The organism is Nocardioides sp. NBC_00368 (genome assembly GCF_036090055.1).
In the GTDB taxonomy this organism is placed as follows: domain Bacteria; phylum Actinomycetota; class Actinomycetes; order Propionibacteriales; family Nocardioidaceae; genus Nocardioides.
This window is the reverse complement of the sequence record NZ_CP107970.1, coordinates 4,852,283-4,874,121: the sequence shown is the minus strand read 5'-3', so window position 1 is coordinate 4,874,121 and position 21,839 is coordinate 4,852,283. Positions and strand designations below refer to the sequence as shown.

The following is a 21,839-nucleotide window of genomic DNA, read 5'->3' as shown; positions in this document are numbered from 1 at the left end:
GAACACGCTCACGGATACCGTACGTGATGTTCTAAAGTGTCCGCTTCCAGCGTCACTATTTCCCATCCTGACCGGGATGTCCGATAAAAGGAAACCGCATGACCGCATACCCAGCCCTGCGTGCCGCGGGGGCGACTGACGTCGGCCGGGTCCGCGAAGTGAACGAGGACTCGTTCGTCATGCTGCCCGCGGTGGCCGTCGTCGCCGACGGGATGGGCGGTCACGCCAGTGGCGACGTCGCCAGCGCGCTCGCGGTGGAGACCTTTCAGAGCCGCTTCGCGTCCATCTGCCCGGTTCCCGAGGACATCGTCGACGCCGTGCACGCCGCCAACTCCGCGATCACCTCGGAGGCGGCACGCAACTCCGACAAGCAGGGCATGGGCACGACCCTGACCGGAGTCGCGCTGGTCGAGTCCGAGGGCGCGCCCCACTGGCTGGTCTTCAACGTCGGCGACTCGCGCGTCTACCGGCTCTCGCCCGCAGGCGCGACCCAGGTGACCGTCGACCACTCGGAGGTGGCCGTCATGGTCCAGGCGGGGATGATCACCCCCGCCGAGGCTCGCATCCACCCGCTGCGCAACGTCATCACCCGGTCGCTGGGCACCCTCCCGGGCCCTGAGCCTGACACCTGGCTGATGGCTGTCGCGCCCGACGACATCTTCCTGCTCTGCTCCGACGGGCTCACCGGCGAGCTCGAGGACCACGAGATCCACGAGATCGTGTCCAAGACCCTCGGGGTGGGCGGAAGCATCGACAACCTGGCTCAAAGGCTGGTGGACGCCGCGGTTGCTTCGGGTGGGCGCGACAATGTCACCGTGGTACTCGTGACACCTCCGCCCTCGCTCTTCGCCGCCCCCGCGGAAGCCGACCTGTCGACGTCGGCCTCCACCCGATCTGAAGCGGACGTCTCGGCGCATCATGAGTGACACCGCCACCTACTGTGCTGGGCACTGGCTGGCGTTGAGGGGCGACCGGTGCTGGGCGCTGGTGCAGCTCGGGCCGGGTGACCCGCGGGTCGCTGGCGTGCAGGCCGCACTGACCGACCCCCACCCGGTCGACGCGATCGCCGGACTGCTCTCCGCCGACGGCCCGCGAGCCCCGGGCTTCGCGCTGATCGGGCGCGAGGGCCCGCGGGTGCGGTACGCCGTGCGCTCACCTGCCAAGGTGACCGCGGTCGTCAACGAGGTGCCGGTCTTCATCGACGGCATCGACGTCGTCGGCAAGTGGGCCGACGGCCACTTCGCCGCCGTGCCCGAGCGGGCCGAGCTCGCCAACGGCGCCTGGGGCGGGATGGAGGAGGACCAGCCGCTGGCCGACACCGCCCATGCCCGCTCGCTCGACGTCGTCTTCGACCCCGACTACTACGTCCAGGTGCACCAGCAGGTCGACTCGGCCATGGCGCCGCCGCTGGACCACACCATCCGGCGCTCGGACCTGGCCGCTGCCCCTCCGCCCGCCGCGCCCCCTCCGGCGATGCCGGGCGTCCCGTCGTTCCAGAGCCCTCCCCCGGCCCCGGTCCCGCCTCCACCCGTGGCGCCCTCCCAGCCCGCGCCCGAGTCGAAGAAGGGCATCATCGACGGGCTGCCGTGGCGCAAGAAGGGTGCCAAGAAGCCCGACCCGAACGCCTGGGGTCCGCCGGACCGGCAGGCGTCACCGCCGCCCGCGATGCCGCCTGCGGCGCCTCCTCCGCCGATGCCCGCGCCCGCCCCGGCGCCTGCCCCGATGGCCGCGCCGACCCCACCCACCGACATGGCCACCCGCGTCCGCGACGTCGCGACGCCGACCCCGGTGCCGCCCGCGGGCGGACCGACGGTGTGGGCGGTCTACTGCCCGCAGGGCCACGCGTCACCGCCCTACTCGCCGACCTGCCGCATCTGCCGGATGACGCTGCCTCCGCACCAGCAGCCGGTCTCGGTCCCGCGCCCCGCGCTGGGCCAGCTCAAGCTGGGCGACGGGCGGATCGTCGTCCTCGACCGTGGTGCGATCTTCGGGCGGTCCCCGCGCGCGGATGCCAGCGGCAACACGGAGGCTGGTGGCGTACCTCCGCATCTGGTGAAGGTGATGCTGCCCGACATCAGTCGGCTGCACACCGAGGTGCGGCTGGAGGAGTGGCAGGTCCTCGTACGCGACCTCGGCTCCGCCAACGGGTCCTACCTGACCCTGCCCGGCGGGCGTCCGCAGCAGATGCGGCCGATGGAGGAGTACGCGCTCGAGCCCGGTGCCGTGGTCAGCCTCGCCGGTTCCATCAACCTGACCTATGAGGTTCTCGGGTGACGCAGACACCACACCCCGAGCTCGGCCCCGAGCTCCCGGGGATGACCTGCCTGGGCCGGCTCGGCTCGGGCGGCTTCGCCGACGTCTATCTCTACGAGCGCCACCACCCGAAGGTCCGGGTCGCGGTGAAGCTGATGCGGTCCTCCGACCTCGCCGAGGCGCAGCGGGCACAGTTCGCCGCGGAAGCGGCGGTGATGGCCGAGCTGGCCGAGCACCCGTTCATCGTGCCGGTGCACAGCGCCGGCGAGACGCCGGACGGCCGCCCCTACCTGGTGATGGGCTACTACCCCAACGCCGACCTCGGTGCCCGCGTGCGCAACAACCCGATGAAGGTGCAGGACGCGCTCCGCTTCGGGATCCAGATGGCCTCCGCCGTCGAGACCGCACACCGCGCCGGGATCATCCACCGCGACATCAAGCCGTCCAACATCCTGCTCTCCCGCTACGACGTTCCCGGCCTGGCCGACTTCGGCATCGCCGGGCGTCCGCGCGACGACGAGGGCGACATCGGGGTCTCGCTGCCGTGGTCGCCCCCCGAGGTCCTCACCTCGGCGTCCAACGGCTCGGTCGCCTCCGACGTCTACTCGCTGGCCGCCACCGTCTGGCACCTGCTCGTCGGGCGCTCGCCGTTCGCGGAGCGGGGCAACAACTCCGACCGCGCCGTCTTCTCCCGCATCCTGCACACCCCTCCCCCGGCCACGGGCCGGCCTGACGTACCTCCGTCGCTGGACCGGGTCCTGCAGCAGGCGATGGCGAAGGACCCGACCTACCGGCCGCGGACCGTCCTCGACCTGGCCCGCCACTTCCAGCGGATCGAGCAGGAGCTCCGGCTGGGCCGCACCGAGGTGCAGGTGCTCGACCGCGACGCCGGCGGCACCGGGTCGATCCCGGTCGTCCCGATGGTGCCGGCCTCTCGCGGCGAGGGGCCGACGACAGGCTCCGGCCGAGCCCACCTCCCCTCCCCGCCTGCCGACCCGGAGCTGGAGAAGGCCACCGAGCTCAAGCCGCCCTCCCAGGTCATCGCGCAGGCGCCGATCACCCAGCCCCCGGCATCCCTGGCGTCGGCACCGGTGGCGGACCCGGGCTCGGCCTCGGCCGAGCGCACCCGGTTCAGCTACCCGCGCACCGAGGAGGGCCCGTCCGTCCTCACCGGCGCGCGCCCGGCCGAGTCCCGCAGCAAGACGCCCGCGATCATCGGCGTCGTCGTCCTCTTCCTCATCGCCGCGGTCATCGGCATCGTGCTCTCCCGCGGAGGCGAGGACGAGAAGCCCGACGAGGTCCCGCCCCCGCCCGTCGAGACCGACCTGCCCGGTGTCACCGGCCCCGCCGCCCCCGGCAAGGTCAAGGGCACGCTCGAGGGGAACCGCGCCGTCTTCACCTGGTCCGGCGTCCCCGGGGCGACCGGCTACAAGTGGGTCGGCGACAACTCCACGAGTGGCAGCGTGAGCCGCCCCAAGGCGGTCGTACGCCTCAACGGCGCTACCAAGGTCTGCATCCAGGTCCGCTCCCTCGGCGAGAACGGCAACGTCTCCCAGGGCGCCGCTCAGGCGTGCGTCAGCAAGTAGCCGCCGAGCCCCTCTGAGCGGGCTTCAGAGTCCCTGCCAGTCCGGCTTCCCCGCAAAGACCTCGCGGTAGTAGTCGCGACGTACGAGGCGGGAGGCTGCGGCCTCGTCCAGGAGGACGGAGACGTGGCCGTGGAGCTGCAGGACGGAGGCCGGGCAGGTCGCCGAGACCGGACCCTCGACCGCGGCGGCGACCGCCTCGGCCTTGCCCTCCCCGGTGGCGAGGAGCAGCAGGTGGCCGGCTCGGGTGATGGTGCCGAGCCCCTGGGTGAGTACGTGGCGCGGCACCGCGTCGGGCGAGCCGAAGAAGCGCGCGTTGTCCTTCCGGGTCCGGGCGGTGAGCGTCTTGATCCGGGTCAGCGAGGCCAGCGACGAGCCGGGCTCGTTGAAGGCCAGGTGGCCGTCGGAGCCGATGCCGAGGATCTGCACCTCGATCCCACCCGCGGCCACGATCGCCGCCTCGTAGCGCTCCCCCGCCGTCGGCAGCGTCTCCTCGGTCGGGTCGGGACCGTGGACCCGCTCGGGTGGGATGCCGATAGCATCGGTGAACTCCCGCCGGATGGTCGCCAGATAGGACTGCTCGTGCCCGTCGGGGAGGCCGACGTACTCGTCCAGGTTGAACGTCTGCACGCCCTCGTAGGCGGGCCCGTTCCCCGACCGGGCGCGGCGGATGAGCTCCTCGTACGTCGCCAGGGGCGTCGAGCCGGTGGCCAGGCCGAGCACCGCGGGGGTGCCGGCGGCCGCCCGGCGGCGTACGACGTCTTCGATGGTGTCCGCGGCGAGAGAGGCGACCTCGGCGGCGGTGTCGAGGACAACTACTTCCATGTCAGTCCTTCGTCGGGGCGATCGGCGGCGCGGTCGCCGATGTGATCGTCGATGTGATCGGCTGGGTGATCGGCGTGATCAGAGCGGCGCCGATGGCGGCGACAGGGGCGGCCGAGACCACCCGCAGGCGCGAGGCGAGCTCCAGGGACGCGAGGAACGGTGAGCTCTCGGCCTGCCTGGTGAGCGCGACCGCGACGGCCTCCCGCAGCGGCTCGCCGACGGACGCGACGCCGCCGCCGATGACGACCCGTTCGGGGTCGACGGCGAGGGCAAGGGCGCGTACGGCAGCGGCGACGCCGTTGGCGAACCGGTCGCGGACCTCGACGGCTGCCGGGTCACCCGCGGCCGCTGCCGCGAAGAGCGCCGCGGCGGGGTGGCCGGAGGACGTCGGCCAGGCGGCCGCGAGCGCGGCGCCCGAGGCGACCAGTTCGAGACAGCCGCGCTGTCCGCACCCGCACACCGGGCCTTCCGGGTCGACCGGGAGGTGCCCGACCTCGCCGGCGGCTCCGTGGAAGCCGCGGCGGAGCGCGCCGCTGAGGTAGAGACCGGCGGCCAGGCCGGTGCCGAGCGAAAGGTAGACCAGGTCGTCGACGTCCTCGACCGCGTGCGCACCGAGGGTGGCCGCGTTGGTGTCGTTCTCGAGCGTGACGACCGCTCCCGTCCGCTCGCCGAGGAGCGCCGCGAGCGGGAAGGCGTCGCCGTCCAGGCCCAGGTTGACCGCATGCTTCACGGTGCCCGCGCGGGTGTCGACGATGCCCGGGATGCCGACCCCGATCGAGCTGATCTCGCCGCCGTCGAGTGCTTGACGCAGGCTCGCCACCACCGCGGCCGCGCTCTTGACGACGCCCTCGGCACCGAGGGTGGTGGCGGCGCGGTCCTCGGCCAGCACCGCCCCGTCCGGGCCGATCGCGATGCCGTGGATCTTGGTGCCTCCGATGTCGAGGCCGACCCGTGCGCCGTTCACCGGCGGTGTCCTTCGCTTGTCGAACGGTTCCAGCCCGCTCGTCGAAGGACCTCGGTCACGGCCGTCACACCGGGCAGCGAGTAGCCCTGCGGACACAGTCGTGGCACCCCCGTTCCGTCGTACGTCCCGGGCCACCCCCACTCCACCAGCACCGCCGCGCCCCGCAGCTCCGCCACGGTCCGGCCGACCTCGGGACGCCGGTGGGCGTCGCGTACCTGCACGATGAGGGGTGCGTCGGGGAGATCCGGAAGCGGGTCGCCGGGCCGGACGACGAGGTCCGGTGGCAGCCCCCACGGCACGTCGCCCACGGCGATGTTGGCCTCGGTGTCGACGGTCACGACCTTGGCACCGGCCAGGTCCGGGATCCCGGTGAGGTCGCTGGCCGCGGCGAGCGCGCGACGGGCACCCTCGACCGAGCGCTCCTCGAACCGCGGGTCGAGCGCGCCGTCGGGCCGTTGCTGCGCCCCCGCGAGGTCGGCGAGCAGCCGGTCGATACGCGCGACCGCGTCCTGGAGCCGCTCCAGCGCGAGCTCGCCGGACTCGACCGCGGCCACGATCGCGGCGGTCGTCTCGTGGACCAGCGAGGTCGGCTTCTCGGGGCCGAGGAGGAGCAGGTCGGCCCCTGCCTTGAGGGAGAGCACCGCAGCGGCCGGGATCCCGCGGGGCTCCGAGGCACCCGCCATGTCGAGGGCGTCGGAGACGATCGGGCCCTCGTAGCCCAGCTCGCGCAGCAGCCCCAGCACCGGCGCGGAGAGCGTGCCGGGGAGCTCCGGGTCCAGCGCCGGCACCACGATGTGGGAGGTCATCACCGAGGCGGCTCCGGCCTCGGCGGCCGCGAGGAACGGGACCAGCTCACGCTCACGCAGGGTCTCCATCGTGGCCTCGAGGACGGGAAGGGCGACGTGGCTGTCCTGCCCGGTGTCGCCGTGGCCGGGGAAGTGCTTGACGCAGGCGGCGACCCCGGTCGACTCCAGGCCCTTCACCCACGCCGCGACATGCTTGGCCGCGATGCCGGCGTCGTGGGAGAACGACCGGGTCGCGATCACCGGGTTGTCGGGGTTGGAGTTGACGTCGGCCACGGGGGCCAGGTTGAGGTTGACGCCCGCCCTGGCCAGCCGCACCCCGATGGCTCGGCCGGTCTCCTCGGTGAGCGCCAGGTCGTCGGCGGCGCCGAGGGCCGCGGCCCCGAGCACCGAGGACCCGGTGAGCGCCTCCAGACGGGTGACGTCGCCACCTTCCTCGTCGATGGTGACCACCGGGGTCCAGCCACCCTCGGCGGATGCGGACCGGATCTCGGCCGAGAGGCTGCGTACGGACTCCTCGCCGGCCGCCGTGTTGGTGCCGAACAGGCAGATGCCGCCGAGGCCGTCGCGGAGCAGGTCGGCGTAGTCGGCAGGTAGCGTCGCCCCGGCGAAGGCGGGCACCTGGACGCGCAGGGCCAGCGTCTCGAGGGAGGTCTCAGGCATCACGACACCCCCAGCTCACCGGCGAGGACGAGCACCGCGGCACCGACGATGACGACGTCCTCGCCGAGCGTGGAGGTACGGAACTCCAGCGGCTCGCCGCTGACCGGCATCGTCCGCTCGCGGATGATCCGGTCGGCGGTCTCGCGCAGCGTCCCGTCGAGAAGATCGGCCGGTCCGGAGAGGACCAGCTCGTGAAGGTTGAGCGTTCCGACCACAGGCGCCAATGCCTTTCCAAGGTGTTCTCCGGCTTCCACGAGCGCATCGTCGTGGGCCGTTTCCAGACGTTCCCGCAGGCGCGGCACCGCCAGGAAGGTCTCCAGGCAGCCGGTGCGGCCGCACGCGCACAGCGGTCCGTCGGGGTCGACGGTCACGTGCCCGACCTCACCGGCCGCGTCGACGAAGCCGTGGAGCAGCGCCCCCTCGAGCACGAGCCCCGCACCCACACCGGTGCCGACCCGGACGAGCATCAGGCCGCCGTCGCCGGACTGCCCGAAGGTGTACTCCCCCAGCACTGCCGTGTTGGCGTCGTTGGCGACGTACGTCGGCCGCCCGGTCTCGCGGCGCACCTGCTCGGCCAGGGCGACATCGGTCCAGCCCAGGTTGGGCGCGGCGATCACGGTGCCGTCGGCAGAGACGACACCGGGGCTGCCGATCCCGATGCCCAGGATGGGCCGGTCGGTGCTCGCGATCAGCTCGGTGACCAGCTCCTTCACCAGCCGGACCGCGTCACTTCCGGTGCGGCCCTCGCGACACCTGGTGGTGTGGCGGATGACGTCGCCGGTCAGGTTGAGCACGGCTCCGGCGACCTGGTCGTCGCCGGAGACGTCGACGGCCACGATGTGCGTGGAGTCGGCGGCCAGCCCGACCAGCATCGGCGGCTTCCCGACCCGGCTCTCCACCGGCGCCCCGAGCTCCTCGACCAGCCCGTCCTCGAGCAGGCTGCCGACCAGATCGGAGACCGTCGCCCGGGTCAGACCGGAGGCGCGAGCCAGGTCGGCGCGGCTCGCCGGACCCACCGCGAAGAGGTGCTGGAGCACCAGAGAACGGTGATGACGCCGCGCATCCTCCTGCAGCAATTTTCCGATCGGCCGCAACGTACGCCGTCTCGCCTTGGACATGTTTGTTAGTCCATCGTACTTATTAATGATGCGTCAAGTCGACACGTCGAATTTGCCCAGCCCGCGGGCAGAAAACGGCACATCACGCTCAGATGATGGCCGCGAGCTGCGCGCGGGTGGGTACGTACGGCTCGATCCGAAGAACCATGTGGGCCTCCTCGGGGGTGCGATTGCCCTTGCGGCCGTTGCACCTGCTGCACGCCGCGACCGTGTTCATCCATGTCCATCTCCCGCCGCGTGACTGTGGCAGCAGGTGGTCGATGGTGCGGGCATGGCCGCCACAATAGGCGCAACGATGCTGGTCGCGCTTGAGCACTCCCTCCCGGGAGTAGCCGGCGGGCCGGTACATCCAATGCATGGCGATGTAGCGGACCAGCCGCACCGCCTTGGGCCATGGGTGTGGCCCGATCATCTTGTCGCCCTGTTGCTCGTGAACCACCGCCACCTCACGGAACAGCATCCGCACGGCGTGCTTGAACGAGACCCTCCCGAGCGGCTCGAAGGAGGCGTTATACAGGGTCACGGCGCCCATGGTCGTGGTCATATTCGGTTACCTCCCAGGAGAGTCGGATAGAGATCGCGTGCTGATCGGACAGAAACAAAAAGGGCCGCCCCGACGAGACAGACATGTCTCGCAGGAGCGGCCCGGAGTGATCCGGTGCGGCTATGCACCCAGGTCACTGTCGGCTCCCGCGGGCATGAGGGTCGCGCTCGTGCGCAGCGGTCAGCGACCAGGCCGCCGGGGCGGTGGTCGAGTGCTGCGTGCTCATGCGTGGGCCCTTCAAAGGTCAGGTGTGTTGTGCCCGGTGGTGAGACCGGGTGCTACCAGAATAGAGCGAACACCCTCCACCTACCAACGGTTTTCGCAGGTCAGGAGCGTGTCTTTCCGGTTAACTACGCCCGACGTACGCCGTTTGGGGCCGTTAGCGCGTCCGGGGCCCGCATCTCGAAGTGCCCGCAGATGGACAGAGGCTCAGCCAATGAGCCAACTCGGGGTATGGTCGCAACATGGGCCTGACCTCCAGCGAGCTGATCGACCTCGTCCTCGATGCCGGGACCTGGACGTCCTGGGACACCCCGCCGACCTACGGCGACCTCCCCGAGGCGTACGCCGCCGACCTGGTGAAGGCACAGGAGCGAGCAGGCACGGACGAGTCGGTGGTCACCGGGGAGGCCCGGATCGCCGGGCGTCGGGTGGCCGTCGTGCTCTCCGAGTTCCGGTTCCTCGCCGGGTCGATCGGGCGAGCATCGGCCGAGCGGCTGATCGCGGCCGTGGAGCGGGCGACGCGCGAAGGACTGCCGCTGCTGGCCGGTCCGGCCTCCGGCGGCACCCGGATGCAGGAAGGCGCCCCGGCGTTCGTGCAGATGGTGCGTATCGCCGAGGCGGTCACCCGCCACAAGGCGGCCGGTCTCCCCTATCTCGTCTACCTGCGCCACCCCACGACCGGCGGCGTGATGGCCTCCTGGGGATCGCTGGGTCACGTCACCGTCGCCGAGCCCGGTGCACTCCTCGGATTCCTGGGCCCGAAGGTCTACGAGGTGCTCAACGGCCGCCCCTTCCCCTCCGGCGTCCAGGTCGCGGAGAACCTCTTCGCGCACGGCCTCGTCGACGGCGTCGTACCTCCCGACGAGCTCGCCGGGCTGGTCGACCGCGTCCTGGGGATCCTGGCCCTGCGCCCCGAGAAGTCAGGCGCGCAGGCCGAGGCGTCGCTCGCGTCGGCCGAGAGGTCAGCGGGTGACGCGTCGGCCGACGTACGTGACGCTTCGGCCGACGCGGGCGACTTCTCGGCGGTCGACACCTGGGACGCGATCACCCGGTCCCGGCGCATGGACCGGCCGGGGGCCCGGGCGCTGCTCCGGATCGCGGCCTCGGACGTCGTGCCGCTCAACGGCACCGGGCAGGGCGAGCGCGACCCGGGTCTGATCATCGCGCTGGCGCGGTTCGGGTCCGCGCCGTGCCTGGTGCTGGCGCAGGACCGGCGCGAGCAGGCCCACCAGCCGCTCGGACCGGAGGGGCTGCGCGAGGCACAGCGCGGGATGAAGCTCGCCGCCGGGCTCGGGCTCCCCGTCGTGACGGTCATCGACACACCCGGCGCCGCACTGTCGGCGGAGGCGGAGAACGGCGGCATCGCCGGCGAGATCGCGCGTACGTTGGGGACGCTCGTCAACGTCGAGACCCCGACGCTCAGCCTGATGCTGGGCGAGGGCAACGGTGGCGGGGCGCTCGCCTTCCTCCCCGCCGATCGCGTGGTCGCGGCCCAGCACGCCTGGCTCTCCCCGCTGCCGCCCGAAGGTGCGAGCGCGATCGTGCACGGCGACTCCGACCATGCCGCCGAGATGGCCGAGGCCCAGCAGGTGCTGGCCGTCGACCTGCAGCAGATCGGCGTGGTCGACCGGATCGTCGCGGAGTCCCCCGACGCCGCCGACGAGCCGGAGGCGTTCTGCCGCCGGGTCGGCGCGGTCCTGGAGGACGAACTGCTCGCGCTGCTCGCCTCCGGACCGGGCGAACCGACGGCTCGGGCCGCCCGCTACGCGGGCTGAGGACGTACGCAGGAGATCTGCGGACACGCACCACGAACTCCGCCACGATGGGTGGGCTCGTCACGAGCCGACAACCCCACACTCGATCGGAGTTTCTCGTGCCTCAGATCAAGCGTCTCCTCGCCCTCGCCGCCACGACCTCGCTCGCCGCGGCCCTCCCCCTCCTCGGCGCCCCGGCCCACGCGACCGAAGGCAGCTTCAGTGCGCTGACCTACAACATCGCCGGGCTCCCGGAGTTCCTCTCCAGCGCCCCGACACCGCGCAAGAGCGCCACCAACGAGATCGGCCGGCGGATCGCCGGGTTCGACATCGTCAACGTCCAGGAGGACTTCAACTACCACGCCTACCTCTACGCGACCGACGTGCACGCCCACCGCACGCCGACGTCCGGCGGGGTGCCGTTCGGGAGCGGACTGAACAGCCTGCACCACCAGCCGCACGAGGCGCTCGACCGCGTCACCTGGGACCGCTGCTGGATCAACCAGGCCGACTGCCTGACCCCGAAGGGGTTCACGTTCCACCGCGCGCAGATCGCCCCGGACACCTGGATCGACGTCTACAACCTGCATGCCGATGCCGGTGACGACGACCTGGACGAGGCCGCTCGCCGGAACAACCTCGAGCAGCTCACGGCGTACATCTCCGAGCGCTCCGCCGGCCACGCCGTCCTGGTCATGGGCGACACCAACACCCGCTACACCACCGAGGGCGACCGGATCTCCGACTTCGCCGCGACCAACGGTCTCACCGACGCCTGGGTGGAGCTCGTACGCAGCGGGGACGAGCCCGACCGCGGCAGCCCGGCCCTGAGCTGCCCGGGCTCGAACCCGCCGGTGGAGTGCGAGGTCGTCGACAAGGTGCTCTACCGCGACGGCGGCGGCGTCGACCTGAGCGCCACGTCCTACCGCAACCTGGACGCCGACTTCCGCGAGGACGGCTCCGGCCTGATGCTCTCCGACCACTTCCCGATCGCGGTCGACTTCGGCTGGACCACGAACTGATCGGTTAACCCCTTGCGCCGGGGCTGAACACCTGTTTAGCATTTGAACATGCGTTCAGCCCCGGCCGATCCGACCACGCGCGAGCGAATTCGCGACGCGGCGGTGCTGCGGTTCGCGCGCGACGGCTTCGGCGCCTCGGTCCGCTCGATCGCCGGCGACGCCGGGGTCAGTCCGGCACTGGTGATCCACCACTTCGGCTCCAAGGACGAGCTCCACGCCGAGTGCGACGAGCAGGTGCTCGCCGAGATCCGTAAGGCCAAGAACGAGTCGATCGACGAGCTGGCCTCGGGACAGAGCATCCTGCACCGGTTCGCTGCGACGGACGAGTACGCACCGCTGCTCGGCTACGTCCTCCGCTCGCTGCAGGACGGCGGGCCGGTCGGCCGCAGCTTCATCGAGCAGATGATCGAGGACGCGGTCGGCTACACCAAGCACGGCGTCGACGCCGGCCTGGTCAAGCCGAGCCTGGACGAGGCGGCGCGAGCGCGCTACCTGGTGCTCTCCGCACTCGGCACGCTCATGCTCGAGCTCACCCTCAACCCGCAGGAAGACCCCAGCGACATCAGCGGGCTCGTGCGGGGTTTCCTGATGACCAGCTACCTTCCGATGCTCGAGCTCTACTCCGAGGGCTTCTTCACCAACCGTCGCATGCTCGACGAATACCTGCTCTACGTTCCGGACCCGCCGCAGGACACCGCCACGGAGCCCGCGTCCGAATGACGCCCCGCCCCGTCGGCGTACGTCCTCCCATTCCTCCCAACGCGGAAGCGAGTTCCCATGTCCGACACCATCCCCGCGGTCGAGATCGCGGGCCTGCACAAGTCCTTCGGCTCCTTCAAGGCCCTCGACGGCCTCGACCTGACCGTCCAGCCCGGCCAGGTGGCCGGCTTCCTCGGCCCCAACGGCGCCGGCAAGTCCACCACCATCAAGATCCTGCTCGGGCTGCTGCGCGCCGACGCCGGCACCGCCCGTCTCTTCGGTGGCGACGCCTGGCGTGACGCCGTCGAGCTGCACAAGCGGATCTCGTACGTCCCCGGCGACGTGTCGCTGTGGCCCAACCTGACCGGCGGCGAGTGCATCGACTACCTCACCCGCCTCAAGCCGGCCGGCGACAAGGCGCGCCGCAAGGCACGCAAGGCCGAGCTGTTGGAGCGGTTCCAGCTCGACCCGACCAAGAAGGCTCGCACGTACTCCAAGGGCAACCGCCAGAAGGTCGCCCTGGTGGCCGCTTTTCTCGACGAGTCCGAGCTCTACATCTTCGACGAGCCCACCTCGGGTCTCGACCCGCTGATGGAGGCCGTCTTCACCGAGTACGCCCGAGAGGCCAAGGCCGAGGGCTCCTCGGTGCTGCTCTCCAGCCACATCCTCAGCGAGGTCGAGAAGGTCTGCGACACCGTCACGATCATCCGTGCCGGGGTCGCGGTCGAGTCCGGCACGCTCGAGGAGCTGCGCCACCTGACCCGGTCCTCCGTCGTCGCCACCGTCGGTGGCGACCCGTCGGCCCTGAGCGGCCTGCAGGCCGTCAACGACCTGGTGACCAGCCAGAACGGCGCCGGAACCCGGGTCGCCTTCGACGTGGACAACCACGCCGTCGGCGACGTGCTCAAGACGCTGACCGACCTCGACGTACGCGGCCTGACCATCACGCCGCCGTCGCTCGAGGAGCTCTTCATGCGGCACTACGGCGACGTCATCGAGACGGAGGAGGCGTGATGAGCACGCTTGCTCCTGCCCTCCCCCGGCGTACGCCACTGACCTCCTTCGCCGGCACCTGGCACCTGACCCGCTTCATGCTGCGGCGCGACCGGGTGCGGCTGACCGTCTGGACCGTCTCGCTGCTCGCGTTGTACGCCTACTTCGTCACCGCGCTCAGCACCGTCTACCCGACGGCCGAAGACCGGCAGGGACGCGCCGACCTGATGCAGCAGCCCGCGTCGGTTTTCCTCGGCGGGCCGAACTACGGACTCGACGACTACACGATCGGCGCGATGTTCGCCAACGAGATGACGCTGTGGATGATCGCGCTGCTCGGGATCATGAACATGTTCGAGGTCGTCCGCAACACCCGCGCCGAGGAGGAGAGCGGGCGGGCGGAACTGGTCCGGTCCGGCGCGGTCGGCCGACACGCGGCGGTCGCCGCCTCGCTGCTGACGGTGGTCATCGCCAACGTCGTCTTCGCCGTCCTCGGAAGCGCCCTGCTCATCTCCGCGGGCGACCTGGCGGTCGAGGACACCTTCGCCCTGTCCACGGCGATCGCCGTCAGCGGCCTGGTCTTCGCCGCCGTGGCGCTGGTCACCTCGCAGCTGACCACCCACGGGCGCGGCGCCACCGGCCTCGCGCTCGCGGTGCTCGGCGTCGCGGTGCTCGTGCGCGGCATCGGCGATCTGCAGGCCGAGCCCGGCGAGCACGGCACCTGGCTCTCGTGGCTCTCGCCGATCGCGTGGACGCAGCAGATGAGGGCGTACGTCGACCTGCGCTGGTGGCCGCTGGCACTGAGCGTTGTGGCCGTCGTGGTGCTCCTCGCCCTCGGGGCGTTCCTGGCCTCGAAGCGCGACTTCGACGGCGCGCTGCTCGCCGGCGGCTCCGGCAGGGCCGAGGCGACCGGGACGCTCTCGTCCCCGATCGCGATGGCGTGGCGTCAGCAGCGTACGGCTCTGTTCTGGTGGTTCCTCGGCACGTTCGTGATGTTCGGGGCGACCGGCACCTACCTCGGCGAGGGTGTCGAGGAGATGATGAAGGACGTGCCCGGCGGGACCGAGATGTTCGGCGACGACCCGCTCACCGGATTCCTGGCGATCATGATCCTGTACGCGGCACTGGCCTCCGCCGGGTACGCGATCGCGACCACCCTGCGAGCCAAGACGGAGGAGACCGAAGGACGGCTGGAGATCACGCTGGCCAAGCCGGTCTCACGCGGTCGCTGGTTCGCGTCACACCTCGCGGTCGTGGCCGTGGGCGCCTTCGTCCTGACCATGATCTCGGGAGCCCTCGCGCTGTGGGCAGGTGCCCTGGTCAACGGTGAGGTCGAGCTGGGGACGTTCCTGAAGGGCGGCGCGGCGTTCCTGCCGGCGGTCGCGGTCTACATGGCGCTCACCGCGGCGCTCTATGCCTGGGTCCCGAAGATCACGCCGGTCATCTGGGCGCTCTTCGCGTTCACGTGCATCACCGGGATGTTCGGGCCGTTGTTCGACCTCCCGGACTCGGTCGCGGGCATCTCCCCCTTCTGGTGGGTCGGCCGCTACCCGCAGGAGCCCATCGAGGCCTCGCACATGATCGGCCTCAGCGCCGTGGCGCTGGTGCTGTTCCTGGCCGCCTTCGTCGGTTTCCGCCGCCGGAACATCCCCGCCTGACCCCAACCGGTCGAGGCGTCACGTACGCCGGTCGAGTGGGCACCGAGGTGCCCACTCGACCGGCGTTGCTGACGTCTCGGCGGGGTCAGGACCCGGTGACCTTGAAGGTCGCGCCCGGCAGCTCCTGCTCCGGATGCATCGAGCTCGGATACTTGTCGACCCGCTCCTGGTAGAGGTGCGGACCGTAATACTCCTCACCGACCAAGATGCGATCTTCCGCACTGATCTGGAGGTCATAGACGCCGCTCGGGGTTCCCTTCGGGACCGTCAGGCTCACCGTCCACTCACCGGAGTAGATGGTCCCAGCCGTACGCGACGCGACAGACCCACAGATCGCGTCGTCGTCCATCGTGCGGGCGATGCACATGGTCAGGGTTCTCAACCCGTTCATCTCGGTCACGCCGATCCGGTCCGTCACCGACAACACCGCCTTGATGGTCTTCGCGCCGGTGCGCACGTCGAGGGACGTCGCGCTCAGGCTCTTGAGCTTCACCAGCGGCGCCGCGGTGTCCGGGTTGGTGCTGGTCACCTGCATCGATGCGGCCGTGGAGTCCGACATGCGATCCGCCGTATCGATCGCGGAAGCTTCCAACGTCAGTCTCCCCCCGGGCGTCCACCTGGGCACGGTGACATACCCCTGCCACCAACCGTCGCGCACGCCGCCGGAGACCATCGGCATGAAGTGGGTGTAGAGCTGCGCCGGGTTGTCGTCGGCGAGTCCGGAGACCCATGCCTGGACCCGGGAGACACGAAGGTCGTCCTTCACGTGAACCCGAACCCGGACCTTCGTGTCGCCGGAGTCGGAGTTGACCGTCGTCGGGGACAGGGAAGCCTCGACGATCACCGGCGCGCTGGCGTCGCGGAAGCACCCGTAGAGGTAGTCGTAGACGTCGTAGTAGCAGGTGTTGGTGCCGGCGTTGCCGTGGACGTCGTCCAGCCCAGTCCCGCCGGACAGCTTGTCGTTTCCGTCGCCACCGTTGAGGGTGTCGTCGCCGCTCTCGCCCCAGAGCCGGTCGTGGCCCGGGCCACCGTTGACGGTGTCCAGGTGGTTGTTCCCGTGGAGCTGGTCGTCGCCGTAGCTTCCGGCGATCTGGTCGTTGCCATCGCCACCGGAGATCGAGTCGTTGCCGTCGCCTCCGTTGACGGAGTCAGACCCTGCGCCTCCCGAGATGGCGTCTCCGCTCGTCCCGCCGCTGATGCTGTCGCCGGCAGCGCCGCCGGAGATGCGGTCCGCCCCCGCGCCGCCGGAGATCACGTCGAAGTGGTCGCCACCGGAGATGACGTCACTGCCGTCCTCGCCCCAGATGTTGTCCTGCCCGGTGCCCCCGTTGAGGCTGTCCGGGCCAGCCTCGCCGTGAATCCAGTCCTCGCCGCTCCCGGCGAGCACCCGGTCGGCGCCGTAGCTGGCATAGATGTGATCCCCGCCCGATCCGGCGTCAACGAGATCGTCCCCGCCCTTGGCGTAGATGATGTCGCCGCCACCGCGACCGCAGATGACGTCGCGCCTCGATGTGCCTCGTAGGACATCACCGCCGGACGTACCGACGATCGTGCAGCGTACGCCGGTGGATGTTGTCGCCGCGCTCGCGGGACTCGCCACGAGAACGGTCGCCGAGGCGGCCGTCGCGACGATCCCGGCAAGCAGCGTGCGCCCCGTCAGGAGCACCATTCCTGCCTCCAGAAGATCCTCAGGCCCGCGTCAGCGCGGGCCTGAGGATCGTGCCAGATCCCATACCCCTCGAGGTAGCGAATTGGCGTTCTGTGGAGCGATTGTCGAACGGGTCAGAACAACAGGGCCGTGCTCGGGTCGCCGACGATCCTGGCCACGTCGGCGAGGTAGCGGGAGCCGGCTTCGCCGTCGATGTGGCGGTGGTCGAAGCTGAGCGCGAGGGTGCAGACGTCGCGCGGCTCGATGCGCTCGTCGTCACCCGTGCCGACGATCCAGGGCTGGCGCTTGACCGCGCCGACGGAGAGGATCGCGGACTCGCCCGGGTTGATGATCGGGGCGCCGCCGTCGATGCCGAACGGGCCGATGTTGGTGATCGTGAACGTCCCACCGGTCTGGTCGGCGGGCGGGGTCTTCCCGGTGCGGGCGACATCGGTGAGCTCGTTGATCGCCGCGCCCAGCTCGACCAGGGACATCCGGTCGGCGCCCTTCACGTTCGGCACTTGGAGGCCTCGTGGGGTGGCCGCGGCGATGCCGAGGTTGACGTACTCCTTGAACACGATCTCCTGAGCGGCCTCGTCCCACCAGGAGTTGATGATCGGGGTACGCCGCATCGCCAGCAGCGTCGCCTTGGCCACGATCAACAGGGGGCTGACCCGGATCTCGGCGAAGTCGCGGTTGGCCTTGAGGGCCGCGACCAGCTCGGAGGTACGGGTCACGTCGATCGTCGTCCAGATGGTCACGTGCGGCAGCGTGAACGCGGAGTCGACCATCGCCTGGCCCATCTGCTTGCGCAGGCCCTTGATCGGCTCACGACGTTCACCACCGGTCGACGTGGCTGGGGTTTCCGACGGGGCCGGGGCGTTCGTCAGGGCCTCCAGGTCGGCCGTGGTGATCACCCCGTCCTCGCGCTCCGGGGTCACGGTCGCGAGGTCGACGCCCAGGTCCCGCGCCAGCTTCCGAGCGGTCGGCTTGGCCAGCACACCGGTGCCCGCGGCGGCTGCCGGCGCGGAGACGGTGCGGTTGCGGCGTACGACTGCGTCTTCCTTGGAGCCGTAACCGACCAGCGTGAGCGGCTGCTCGTGCTCGTCGGCTGCTGTGTCGGTCTCGACCGGCGTCGGCTCGGGAGCTGACGTCTCGTGCGACGGAGCTGACGTCTCGGGCGACGGGGCCGACGTCTCGACGGAGTCACCGATGCGGATGATCGGGGTGCCGACCTGGACCTCGGTGCCGACCTCGACGAGGAGCGCTTGGACCACCCCGGCGTAGGGCGACGGGAGCTCGACGACGGACTTGGCGGTCTCGATGTCGCAGACGGGGTCGTTGACCTTGATGACGTCGCCGACGGCGACGTGCCACTCGACGATCTCGGCCTCGGTCAGGCCCTCGCCGACATCGGGCAGCTTGAACTCGGAGGTCACCACGCGAGGCTCCTGTCGACGGCATCGAGGACCCGGTCGAGGTCGGGGAGGAAGTACTCCTCCGCCCTGGCCGGCGGGTAGGGCGTGTCGAACCCGCCCACACGGAGCACCGGCGCCTCCAAGGAGTGGAAGCACTGCTCGGTGACCCGGGCCGCGAGCTCGGCGCCGAGGCCGAGGTTGACGTGGGCCTCGTGGACGACGACCGCACGCCCCGTACGCCGCACCGACTCGTAGACCGGAGCCACGTCGAGCGGCGAGAGGGTGCGCAGGTCGATCACCTCGAGCGACTTGCCCTCCCCCGCGGCCGCCTCGGCGGCGGTCAGGGCCGTCTTCACGGTCGGCCCGTACGCCAGCACCGTCACATCCGAGCCGGCCCGTAGAACCCGCGAGGCGAACAGCGGACCGGGCGTCGCGTCGACGTCGACCTCGGCCTTGGTCGAGTGGTAGAGCCGCTTCGGCTCCAGAAAGATGACCGGGTCCGGGTGCGAGATCGCCTGCTGGATCATCCAGTAGGCGTCGACGGGATCCGAGCAGGCGACCACCTTGAGCCCCGGTGTGTGCGCGAACTGCGCCTCCGGCGACTCGCTGTGGTGCTCGACGGCGCCGATCCCGCCGCCGAACGGGATCCGGATGACCATCGGCATCGCGACCCGCCCTCCACTGCGATAGTGGAGCTTGGCCACCTGCGACACGATCTGGTCGTAGGCCGGGTAGACGAACCCGTCGAACTGGATCTCCACCACCGGCCGGTAGCCCCGCAGCGCGAGCCCGACCGCCGTACCGACGATCCCGGACTCGGCCAGCGGGGTGTCCACGACCCGCGCCTCGCCGAAGTCCTTCTGCAGCCCGTCGGTGATCCGGAAGACACCGCCGAGCCGGCCGATGTCCTCGCCCATCAGGACGACCTTGTCGTCGTCCTCCATCGCCCGCCGCAGTCCCGCGTTGAGCGCCTTCGCCAAGGTCATCTTGGTCATCGCGAGGCCCCCTCGAGGTCGAAGGAGGCGAGGTACGCCGCGTAGCCGTCACGCTGCTCGCGAAGCTCGTCGGGCAGCTCGGTGTAGACGTTGTCGAAGAGGCGTACGGGATCGGGCTCGGGCAGGGCGTGGATGCCGGCGCGCAGACGCTCGCCGAGCTCCTCGGCCTCGGCCTCCACCTTGGCGAAGAAGGAGGTCGAAGCGCCGCCGCCGCGGCGGAGGTAGGCCTCCACCCTCGCGATCGGGTCCTTGAGCTTCCACGCCTGGACCTCGTCGGAGAGCCGGTAGCGGGTCGGGTCGTCGGTGGTCGTGTGGGCGCCCATCCGGTAGGTGTAGGCCTCGATCATCGTCGGCCCGCCACCCTCGCGGGCCCGCTTGAGCGCGGACTTCATCACCTCGTACGTCGCCAGCACGTCGTTGCCGTCCACCCGGATGCCCGGGAAGCCGAAGCCCTGGGCGCGCTTGTAGAGCGGCACCTTGACCATCTGCTCGACCGGCTCGGAGATGGCCCACTGGTTGTTCTGGCAGAAGAAGACGACCGGGGCGTTGTAGGAGGCGGCGAAGACCATCGCCTCGTTGACGTCACCCTGCGAGGAGGCGCCGTCGCCGAAGTGGGCCACGACGGCGGTGTCGCGGGTCGGGTCGCCGGTGCCGACGAGGCCGTCCATCTGCACGCCCATCGCATAGCCGGTGGCGTGCAGCGTCTGCGCGCCGATCACGATCGTGTAGAGCCCGAAGTTGTGCTCGTCGGGGTCCCAGCCGCCCTGGTCGGTGCCCCGGAAGAGTCCGAGCAGCTGCATCGGGTCGACGTCGCGGCACCAGGCCACGCCGTGCTCACGGTAGGTCGGGAAGACAAAGTCCTGGGGTGCGAGCGCGCGGGCCGCGCCGATCTGCGCGGCCTCCTGGCCCAGCAGCTGTGCCCACAGGCCCAGCTCGCCGTGGCGCTGCAGCGCGGTGGCCTCGACGTCGAGGCGACGGGTGAGCACCATGTCGCGGTAGAAGCCGCGTACGGCCTCGTCCTCAGGTCGGTCGGGTGAGAACTCGAAGTCCGGGTGCGAAACCCGTTCTCCCTCGGGGTTCAGCAGCTGCACCATGTCGGTGTGGCTGGGACTCGGATCCAGAAATTCAGTCATCACGCTTCCTTCACACGGGGTGGGGTTGCCACCGCTGGCTACGCCGATCACGGGCTTGTGATCCGTGGCACATCGGCATAGCCAAACGGTACTCGCCCGCAGTGAGGGAAGGGCTGGCGAAAGTGTGAATAGCCCGTTTCAGCGCCGCGTCACGTTGCAGGCGCGCGCCGCCCTCAGCCCTCGGCTCCCCAGGTCCGGTCGTTCACGAACTCGGCCGGCCGGAAGCGTACGTATCGGCCCTCGCCGTACCGCTCGGCGGCGGCGTCGAGAGCCTCCGCGGTCGCGGCCGTGCCCCATCGTCCGGTGTCGAGCCGTCGCTCGACCGCCTCGACCGCGGCGAGGTTCTCCGCGACGGTGAACGCGCAGTGGCCGACGGCGTCGACGTAGGCCTGGCGCAGCATCGAGGACCGGCCTGCGTCCCGGGTCGTCTCGGCGTACTCCTCCTGGTACTCCACCGGCGCCAGGACGTCGACGAGGGTGTGGGTGGCGAGCACCGGGACCCTCAGCTCGCCCGTCGGCACCGAGGTCGCGGTCATCCAGCCGAGGGCGTCCGCGTCGGGCTCGATGTCGGCGGTCCGGGTGAGTCGGCGCAGATCGGCGCCCAGGCTCAGGCGCGCGCCCCGGTAGAGCGCCTGGACCTGATCCTGCTGGGCGGACTGCCGCAGCAACTGCTGGTAGTCGACGCCGGCGGTCCAGCCGCTGTCACCTCCGGCCGCGTTGACGATGGCGCTGCGCCGCCGGATCACCTCCGGCAGCGTCGTACGGACCAGCTCGGCCTGGGCCGCGGCCAGCTCCTCCGGGTTTCTCCGGTCGACCCCCGGAAGCTCGGTCGGGACGTTCAGCAACGCCCCGACCAGCGCGACGCGGGCGCGTCCCTGCGGGCTGTCGGCCCCCTCGTCCAGCGCCTTCGCGATGGTGTCCACCGTCGCCTGGGACTCCTCGGGCGAGGTGAATCCGACGAGCGGCACGTCCGCGTCCGGCGCGAGCAGTCGCACCGCGGCGTACGCGGCGTCGAGCTGGTAGTTGTTGAGGGCGACGCCGCCACCGACGGGGCCACAGGTGCTGACGGCAGCGTCGACGCCGGCGTCCGGGCGCTCGGCGATCAGGCTGGTGACCAGGCCGCCCATCGACCGGCCCATCGCGATCACCCGCTCGGAGTCCCCGGCCTCGGCCTCGAAGGCCGACAGCGCGTCGATCTGGTCCTGCACGGCCGTGCCGAGGGCCCAGCCGGTCGTGGCGTACGACGAGGCGACCACCGCCGTGCCGCGGTCGACCAATGCCTGTGCGGTCGGCGAGAAGCCGGCGTCCCAGGCGGGGTTCTCCGAACCCATCCGGAAACCGTGGGCGTACAGGACGGTCGTGCCGTCCCAGTCCTCGGGCACCTCGGCCTGCCAGGTCGTGCCGTTGGGCAGCGACCCGGTGAGGGTAGTGGACGCGGTCTCGACAGCGGCCGCGGGGACGAGCGGGGAGGCGACCAGACCGACGCACACCGCGACGGCGAGGGTCAGGGAACGAGTGAGGCGCACGAGACATCTCCTTTGGCA

General features: G+C 70.9%; 18 protein-coding genes. 8 read left to right on the top strand and 10 right to left on the bottom strand.

Translation table 11 applies throughout. From position 1 onward, the window contains the following. The first annotated feature begins 98 nt into the window (after positions 1-98). Genes OG984_RS23250 through OG984_RS23240 form a run of 3 tightly spaced genes read left to right on the top strand, consistent with a single transcriptional unit; the run spans position 99 to position 3,839 of the window. On the top strand, positions 99-926 hold the full coding sequence (locus tag OG984_RS23250) for a PP2C family protein-serine/threonine phosphatase (RefSeq protein ID WP_328528551.1): 828 nt from the start codon (positions 99-101) through the stop codon (positions 924-926). Further along, the gene (locus OG984_RS23245) at positions 919-2,274 is read left to right on the top strand and encodes an FHA domain-containing protein (RefSeq protein WP_328528550.1); all 1,356 of its coding nucleotides are present in this window, start codon (positions 919-921) and stop codon (positions 2,272-2,274) included. The genes OG984_RS23250 and OG984_RS23245 overlap by 8 nt, the downstream gene beginning before the upstream one ends. Beyond that, positions 2,271-3,839: a serine/threonine-protein kinase gene (locus tag OG984_RS23240; protein ID WP_328528549.1), complete on the top strand. Its 1,569-nt coding sequence runs from the start codon at positions 2,271-2,273 to the stop codon at positions 3,837-3,839. Before OG984_RS23245 ends, OG984_RS23240 begins: the two co-directional genes overlap by 4 nt. Positions 3,840-3,863: 24 nt before the next feature. Here the strand turns inward: OG984_RS23240 and nagB are convergent, their stop codons facing one another. The 5 genes from nagB to OG984_RS23215 form a co-directional block, all read right to left on the bottom strand. Continuing rightward, complete coding sequence (nagB, locus tag OG984_RS23235; RefSeq protein WP_328528548.1) at positions 3,864-4,661, bottom strand: glucosamine-6-phosphate deaminase; 798 nt, start codon at positions 4,659-4,661, stop codon at positions 3,864-3,866. A 1-nt stretch (position 4,662) separates the two neighbouring features. After that, positions 4,663-5,625, bottom strand: coding sequence for an ROK family protein (locus OG984_RS23230; protein ID WP_328528547.1), 963 nt, complete (start codon positions 5,623-5,625; stop codon positions 4,663-4,665). Further along, complete coding sequence (locus OG984_RS23225) at positions 5,622-7,091, bottom strand: glycoside hydrolase family 3 N-terminal domain-containing protein (protein ID WP_328528546.1); 1,470 nt, start codon at positions 7,089-7,091, stop codon at positions 5,622-5,624. The genes OG984_RS23230 and OG984_RS23225 overlap by 4 nt, the downstream gene beginning before the upstream one ends. After that, the gene (locus OG984_RS23220; protein ID WP_008354598.1) at positions 7,091-8,209 is read right to left on the bottom strand and encodes an ROK family transcriptional regulator; all 1,119 of its coding nucleotides are present in this window, start codon (positions 8,207-8,209) and stop codon (positions 7,091-7,093) included. The genes OG984_RS23225 and OG984_RS23220 overlap by 1 nt, the downstream gene beginning before the upstream one ends. 88 nt (positions 8,210-8,297) lie before the next feature. Next, positions 8,298-8,753, bottom strand: coding sequence for an HNH endonuclease (locus OG984_RS23215; RefSeq protein ID WP_328528545.1), 456 nt, complete (start codon positions 8,751-8,753; stop codon positions 8,298-8,300). A gap of 464 nt (positions 8,754-9,217) precedes the next feature. Here OG984_RS23215 and OG984_RS23210 point away from each other — a divergent pair, with 464 nt between their 5' ends. The 5 genes from OG984_RS23210 to OG984_RS23190 all read left to right on the top strand — a co-directional run bounded on the left by OG984_RS23210 (position 9,218) and on the right by OG984_RS23190 (position 15,101). Then, positions 9,218-10,750: a carboxyl transferase domain-containing protein gene (locus OG984_RS23210; RefSeq protein ID WP_328528544.1), complete on the top strand. Its 1,533-nt coding sequence runs from the start codon at positions 9,218-9,220 to the stop codon at positions 10,748-10,750. Positions 10,751-10,848: 98 nt separating this feature from the next. Next, positions 10,849-11,751 (top strand): hypothetical protein, encoded by a 903-nt coding sequence (locus OG984_RS23205; protein ID WP_328528543.1) that lies wholly within the window; start codon positions 10,849-10,851, stop codon positions 11,749-11,751. A gap of 48 nt (positions 11,752-11,799) precedes the next feature. Next, the gene (locus tag OG984_RS23200) at positions 11,800-12,471 is read left to right on the top strand and encodes a TetR/AcrR family transcriptional regulator (RefSeq protein WP_328528542.1); all 672 of its coding nucleotides are present in this window, start codon (positions 11,800-11,802) and stop codon (positions 12,469-12,471) included. Positions 12,472-12,528: 57 nt separating this feature from the next. Then, a complete protein-coding gene (locus OG984_RS23195; RefSeq protein WP_328528541.1) occupies positions 12,529-13,464 on the top strand; it encodes an ABC transporter ATP-binding protein in 936 nt (311 codons plus the stop codon). Beyond that, complete coding sequence (locus OG984_RS23190; RefSeq protein ID WP_328528540.1) at positions 13,464-15,101, top strand: ABC transporter permease; 1,638 nt, start codon at positions 13,464-13,466, stop codon at positions 15,099-15,101. The genes OG984_RS23195 and OG984_RS23190 overlap by 1 nt, the downstream gene beginning before the upstream one ends. A gap of 85 nt (positions 15,102-15,186) precedes the next feature. Here OG984_RS23190 and OG984_RS23185 read toward each other — a convergent pair whose 3' ends face one another. The 5 genes from OG984_RS23185 to OG984_RS23165 form a co-directional block, all read right to left on the bottom strand. After that, complete coding sequence (locus tag OG984_RS23185; protein ID WP_328528539.1) at positions 15,187-16,770, bottom strand: calcium-binding protein; 1,584 nt, start codon at positions 16,768-16,770, stop codon at positions 15,187-15,189. Between the two features lie 113 nt (positions 16,771-16,883). Beyond that, entirely contained in the window at positions 16,884-18,191 is a 1,308-nt protein-coding gene (locus tag OG984_RS23180) for a dihydrolipoamide acetyltransferase family protein (protein WP_328528538.1), read from the bottom strand. Next, positions 18,185-19,162 (bottom strand): alpha-ketoacid dehydrogenase subunit beta, encoded by a 978-nt coding sequence (locus tag OG984_RS23175; RefSeq protein ID WP_328528537.1) that lies wholly within the window; start codon positions 19,160-19,162, stop codon positions 18,185-18,187. The genes OG984_RS23180 and OG984_RS23175 overlap by 7 nt, the downstream gene beginning before the upstream one ends. Beyond that, positions 19,159-20,295, bottom strand: coding sequence for a pyruvate dehydrogenase (acetyl-transferring) E1 component subunit alpha (gene pdhA, locus OG984_RS23170; RefSeq protein ID WP_328528536.1), 1,137 nt, complete (start codon positions 20,293-20,295; stop codon positions 19,159-19,161). Before pdhA ends, OG984_RS23175 begins: the two co-directional genes overlap by 4 nt. Positions 20,296-20,468: 173 nt before the next feature. Next, positions 20,469-21,821: an alpha/beta hydrolase family protein gene (locus OG984_RS23165; protein WP_328528535.1), complete on the bottom strand. Its 1,353-nt coding sequence runs from the start codon at positions 21,819-21,821 to the stop codon at positions 20,469-20,471. Positions 21,822-21,839: the final 18 nt, after the last annotated feature.

Bases quoted from the DNA above. Each gene is read 5' to 3' on its own strand.
- OG984_RS23250 (WP_328528551.1), top strand. From the start codon at position 99: ATGACCGCATACCCAGCCCTGCGTGCCGCGGGGGCGACTGACGTCGGC.
- OG984_RS23245 (WP_328528550.1), top strand. From the start codon at position 919: ATGAGTGACACCGCCACCTACTGTGCTGGGCACTGGCTGGCGTTGAGG.
- nagB (WP_328528548.1), bottom strand. From the start codon at position 4,661: ATGGAAGTAGTTGTCCTCGACACCGCCGCCGAGGTCGCCTCTCTCGCC.
- OG984_RS23225 (WP_328528546.1), bottom strand. From the start codon at position 7,091: ATGCCTGAGACCTCCCTCGAGACGCTGGCCCTGCGCGTCCAGGTGCCC.
- OG984_RS23220 (WP_008354598.1), bottom strand. From the start codon at position 8,209: ATGTCCAAGGCGAGACGGCGTACGTTGCGGCCGATCGGAAAATTGCTG.
- OG984_RS23215 (WP_328528545.1), bottom strand. From the start codon at position 8,753: ATGACCACGACCATGGGCGCCGTGACCCTGTATAACGCCTCCTTCGAG.
- OG984_RS23210 (WP_328528544.1), top strand. From the start codon at position 9,218: ATGGGCCTGACCTCCAGCGAGCTGATCGACCTCGTCCTCGATGCCGGG.
- OG984_RS23200 (WP_328528542.1), top strand. From the start codon at position 11,800: ATGCGTTCAGCCCCGGCCGATCCGACCACGCGCGAGCGAATTCGCGAC.
- OG984_RS23195 (WP_328528541.1), top strand. From the start codon at position 12,529: ATGTCCGACACCATCCCCGCGGTCGAGATCGCGGGCCTGCACAAGTCC.
- OG984_RS23190 (WP_328528540.1), top strand. From the start codon at position 13,464: ATGAGCACGCTTGCTCCTGCCCTCCCCCGGCGTACGCCACTGACCTCC.
- OG984_RS23185 (WP_328528539.1), bottom strand. From the start codon at position 16,770: ATGGTGCTCCTGACGGGGCGCACGCTGCTTGCCGGGATCGTCGCGACG.
- OG984_RS23175 (WP_328528537.1), bottom strand. From the start codon at position 19,162: ATGACCAAGATGACCTTGGCGAAGGCGCTCAACGCGGGACTGCGGCGG.
- pdhA (WP_328528536.1), bottom strand. From the start codon at position 20,295: ATGACTGAATTTCTGGATCCGAGTCCCAGCCACACCGACATGGTGCAG.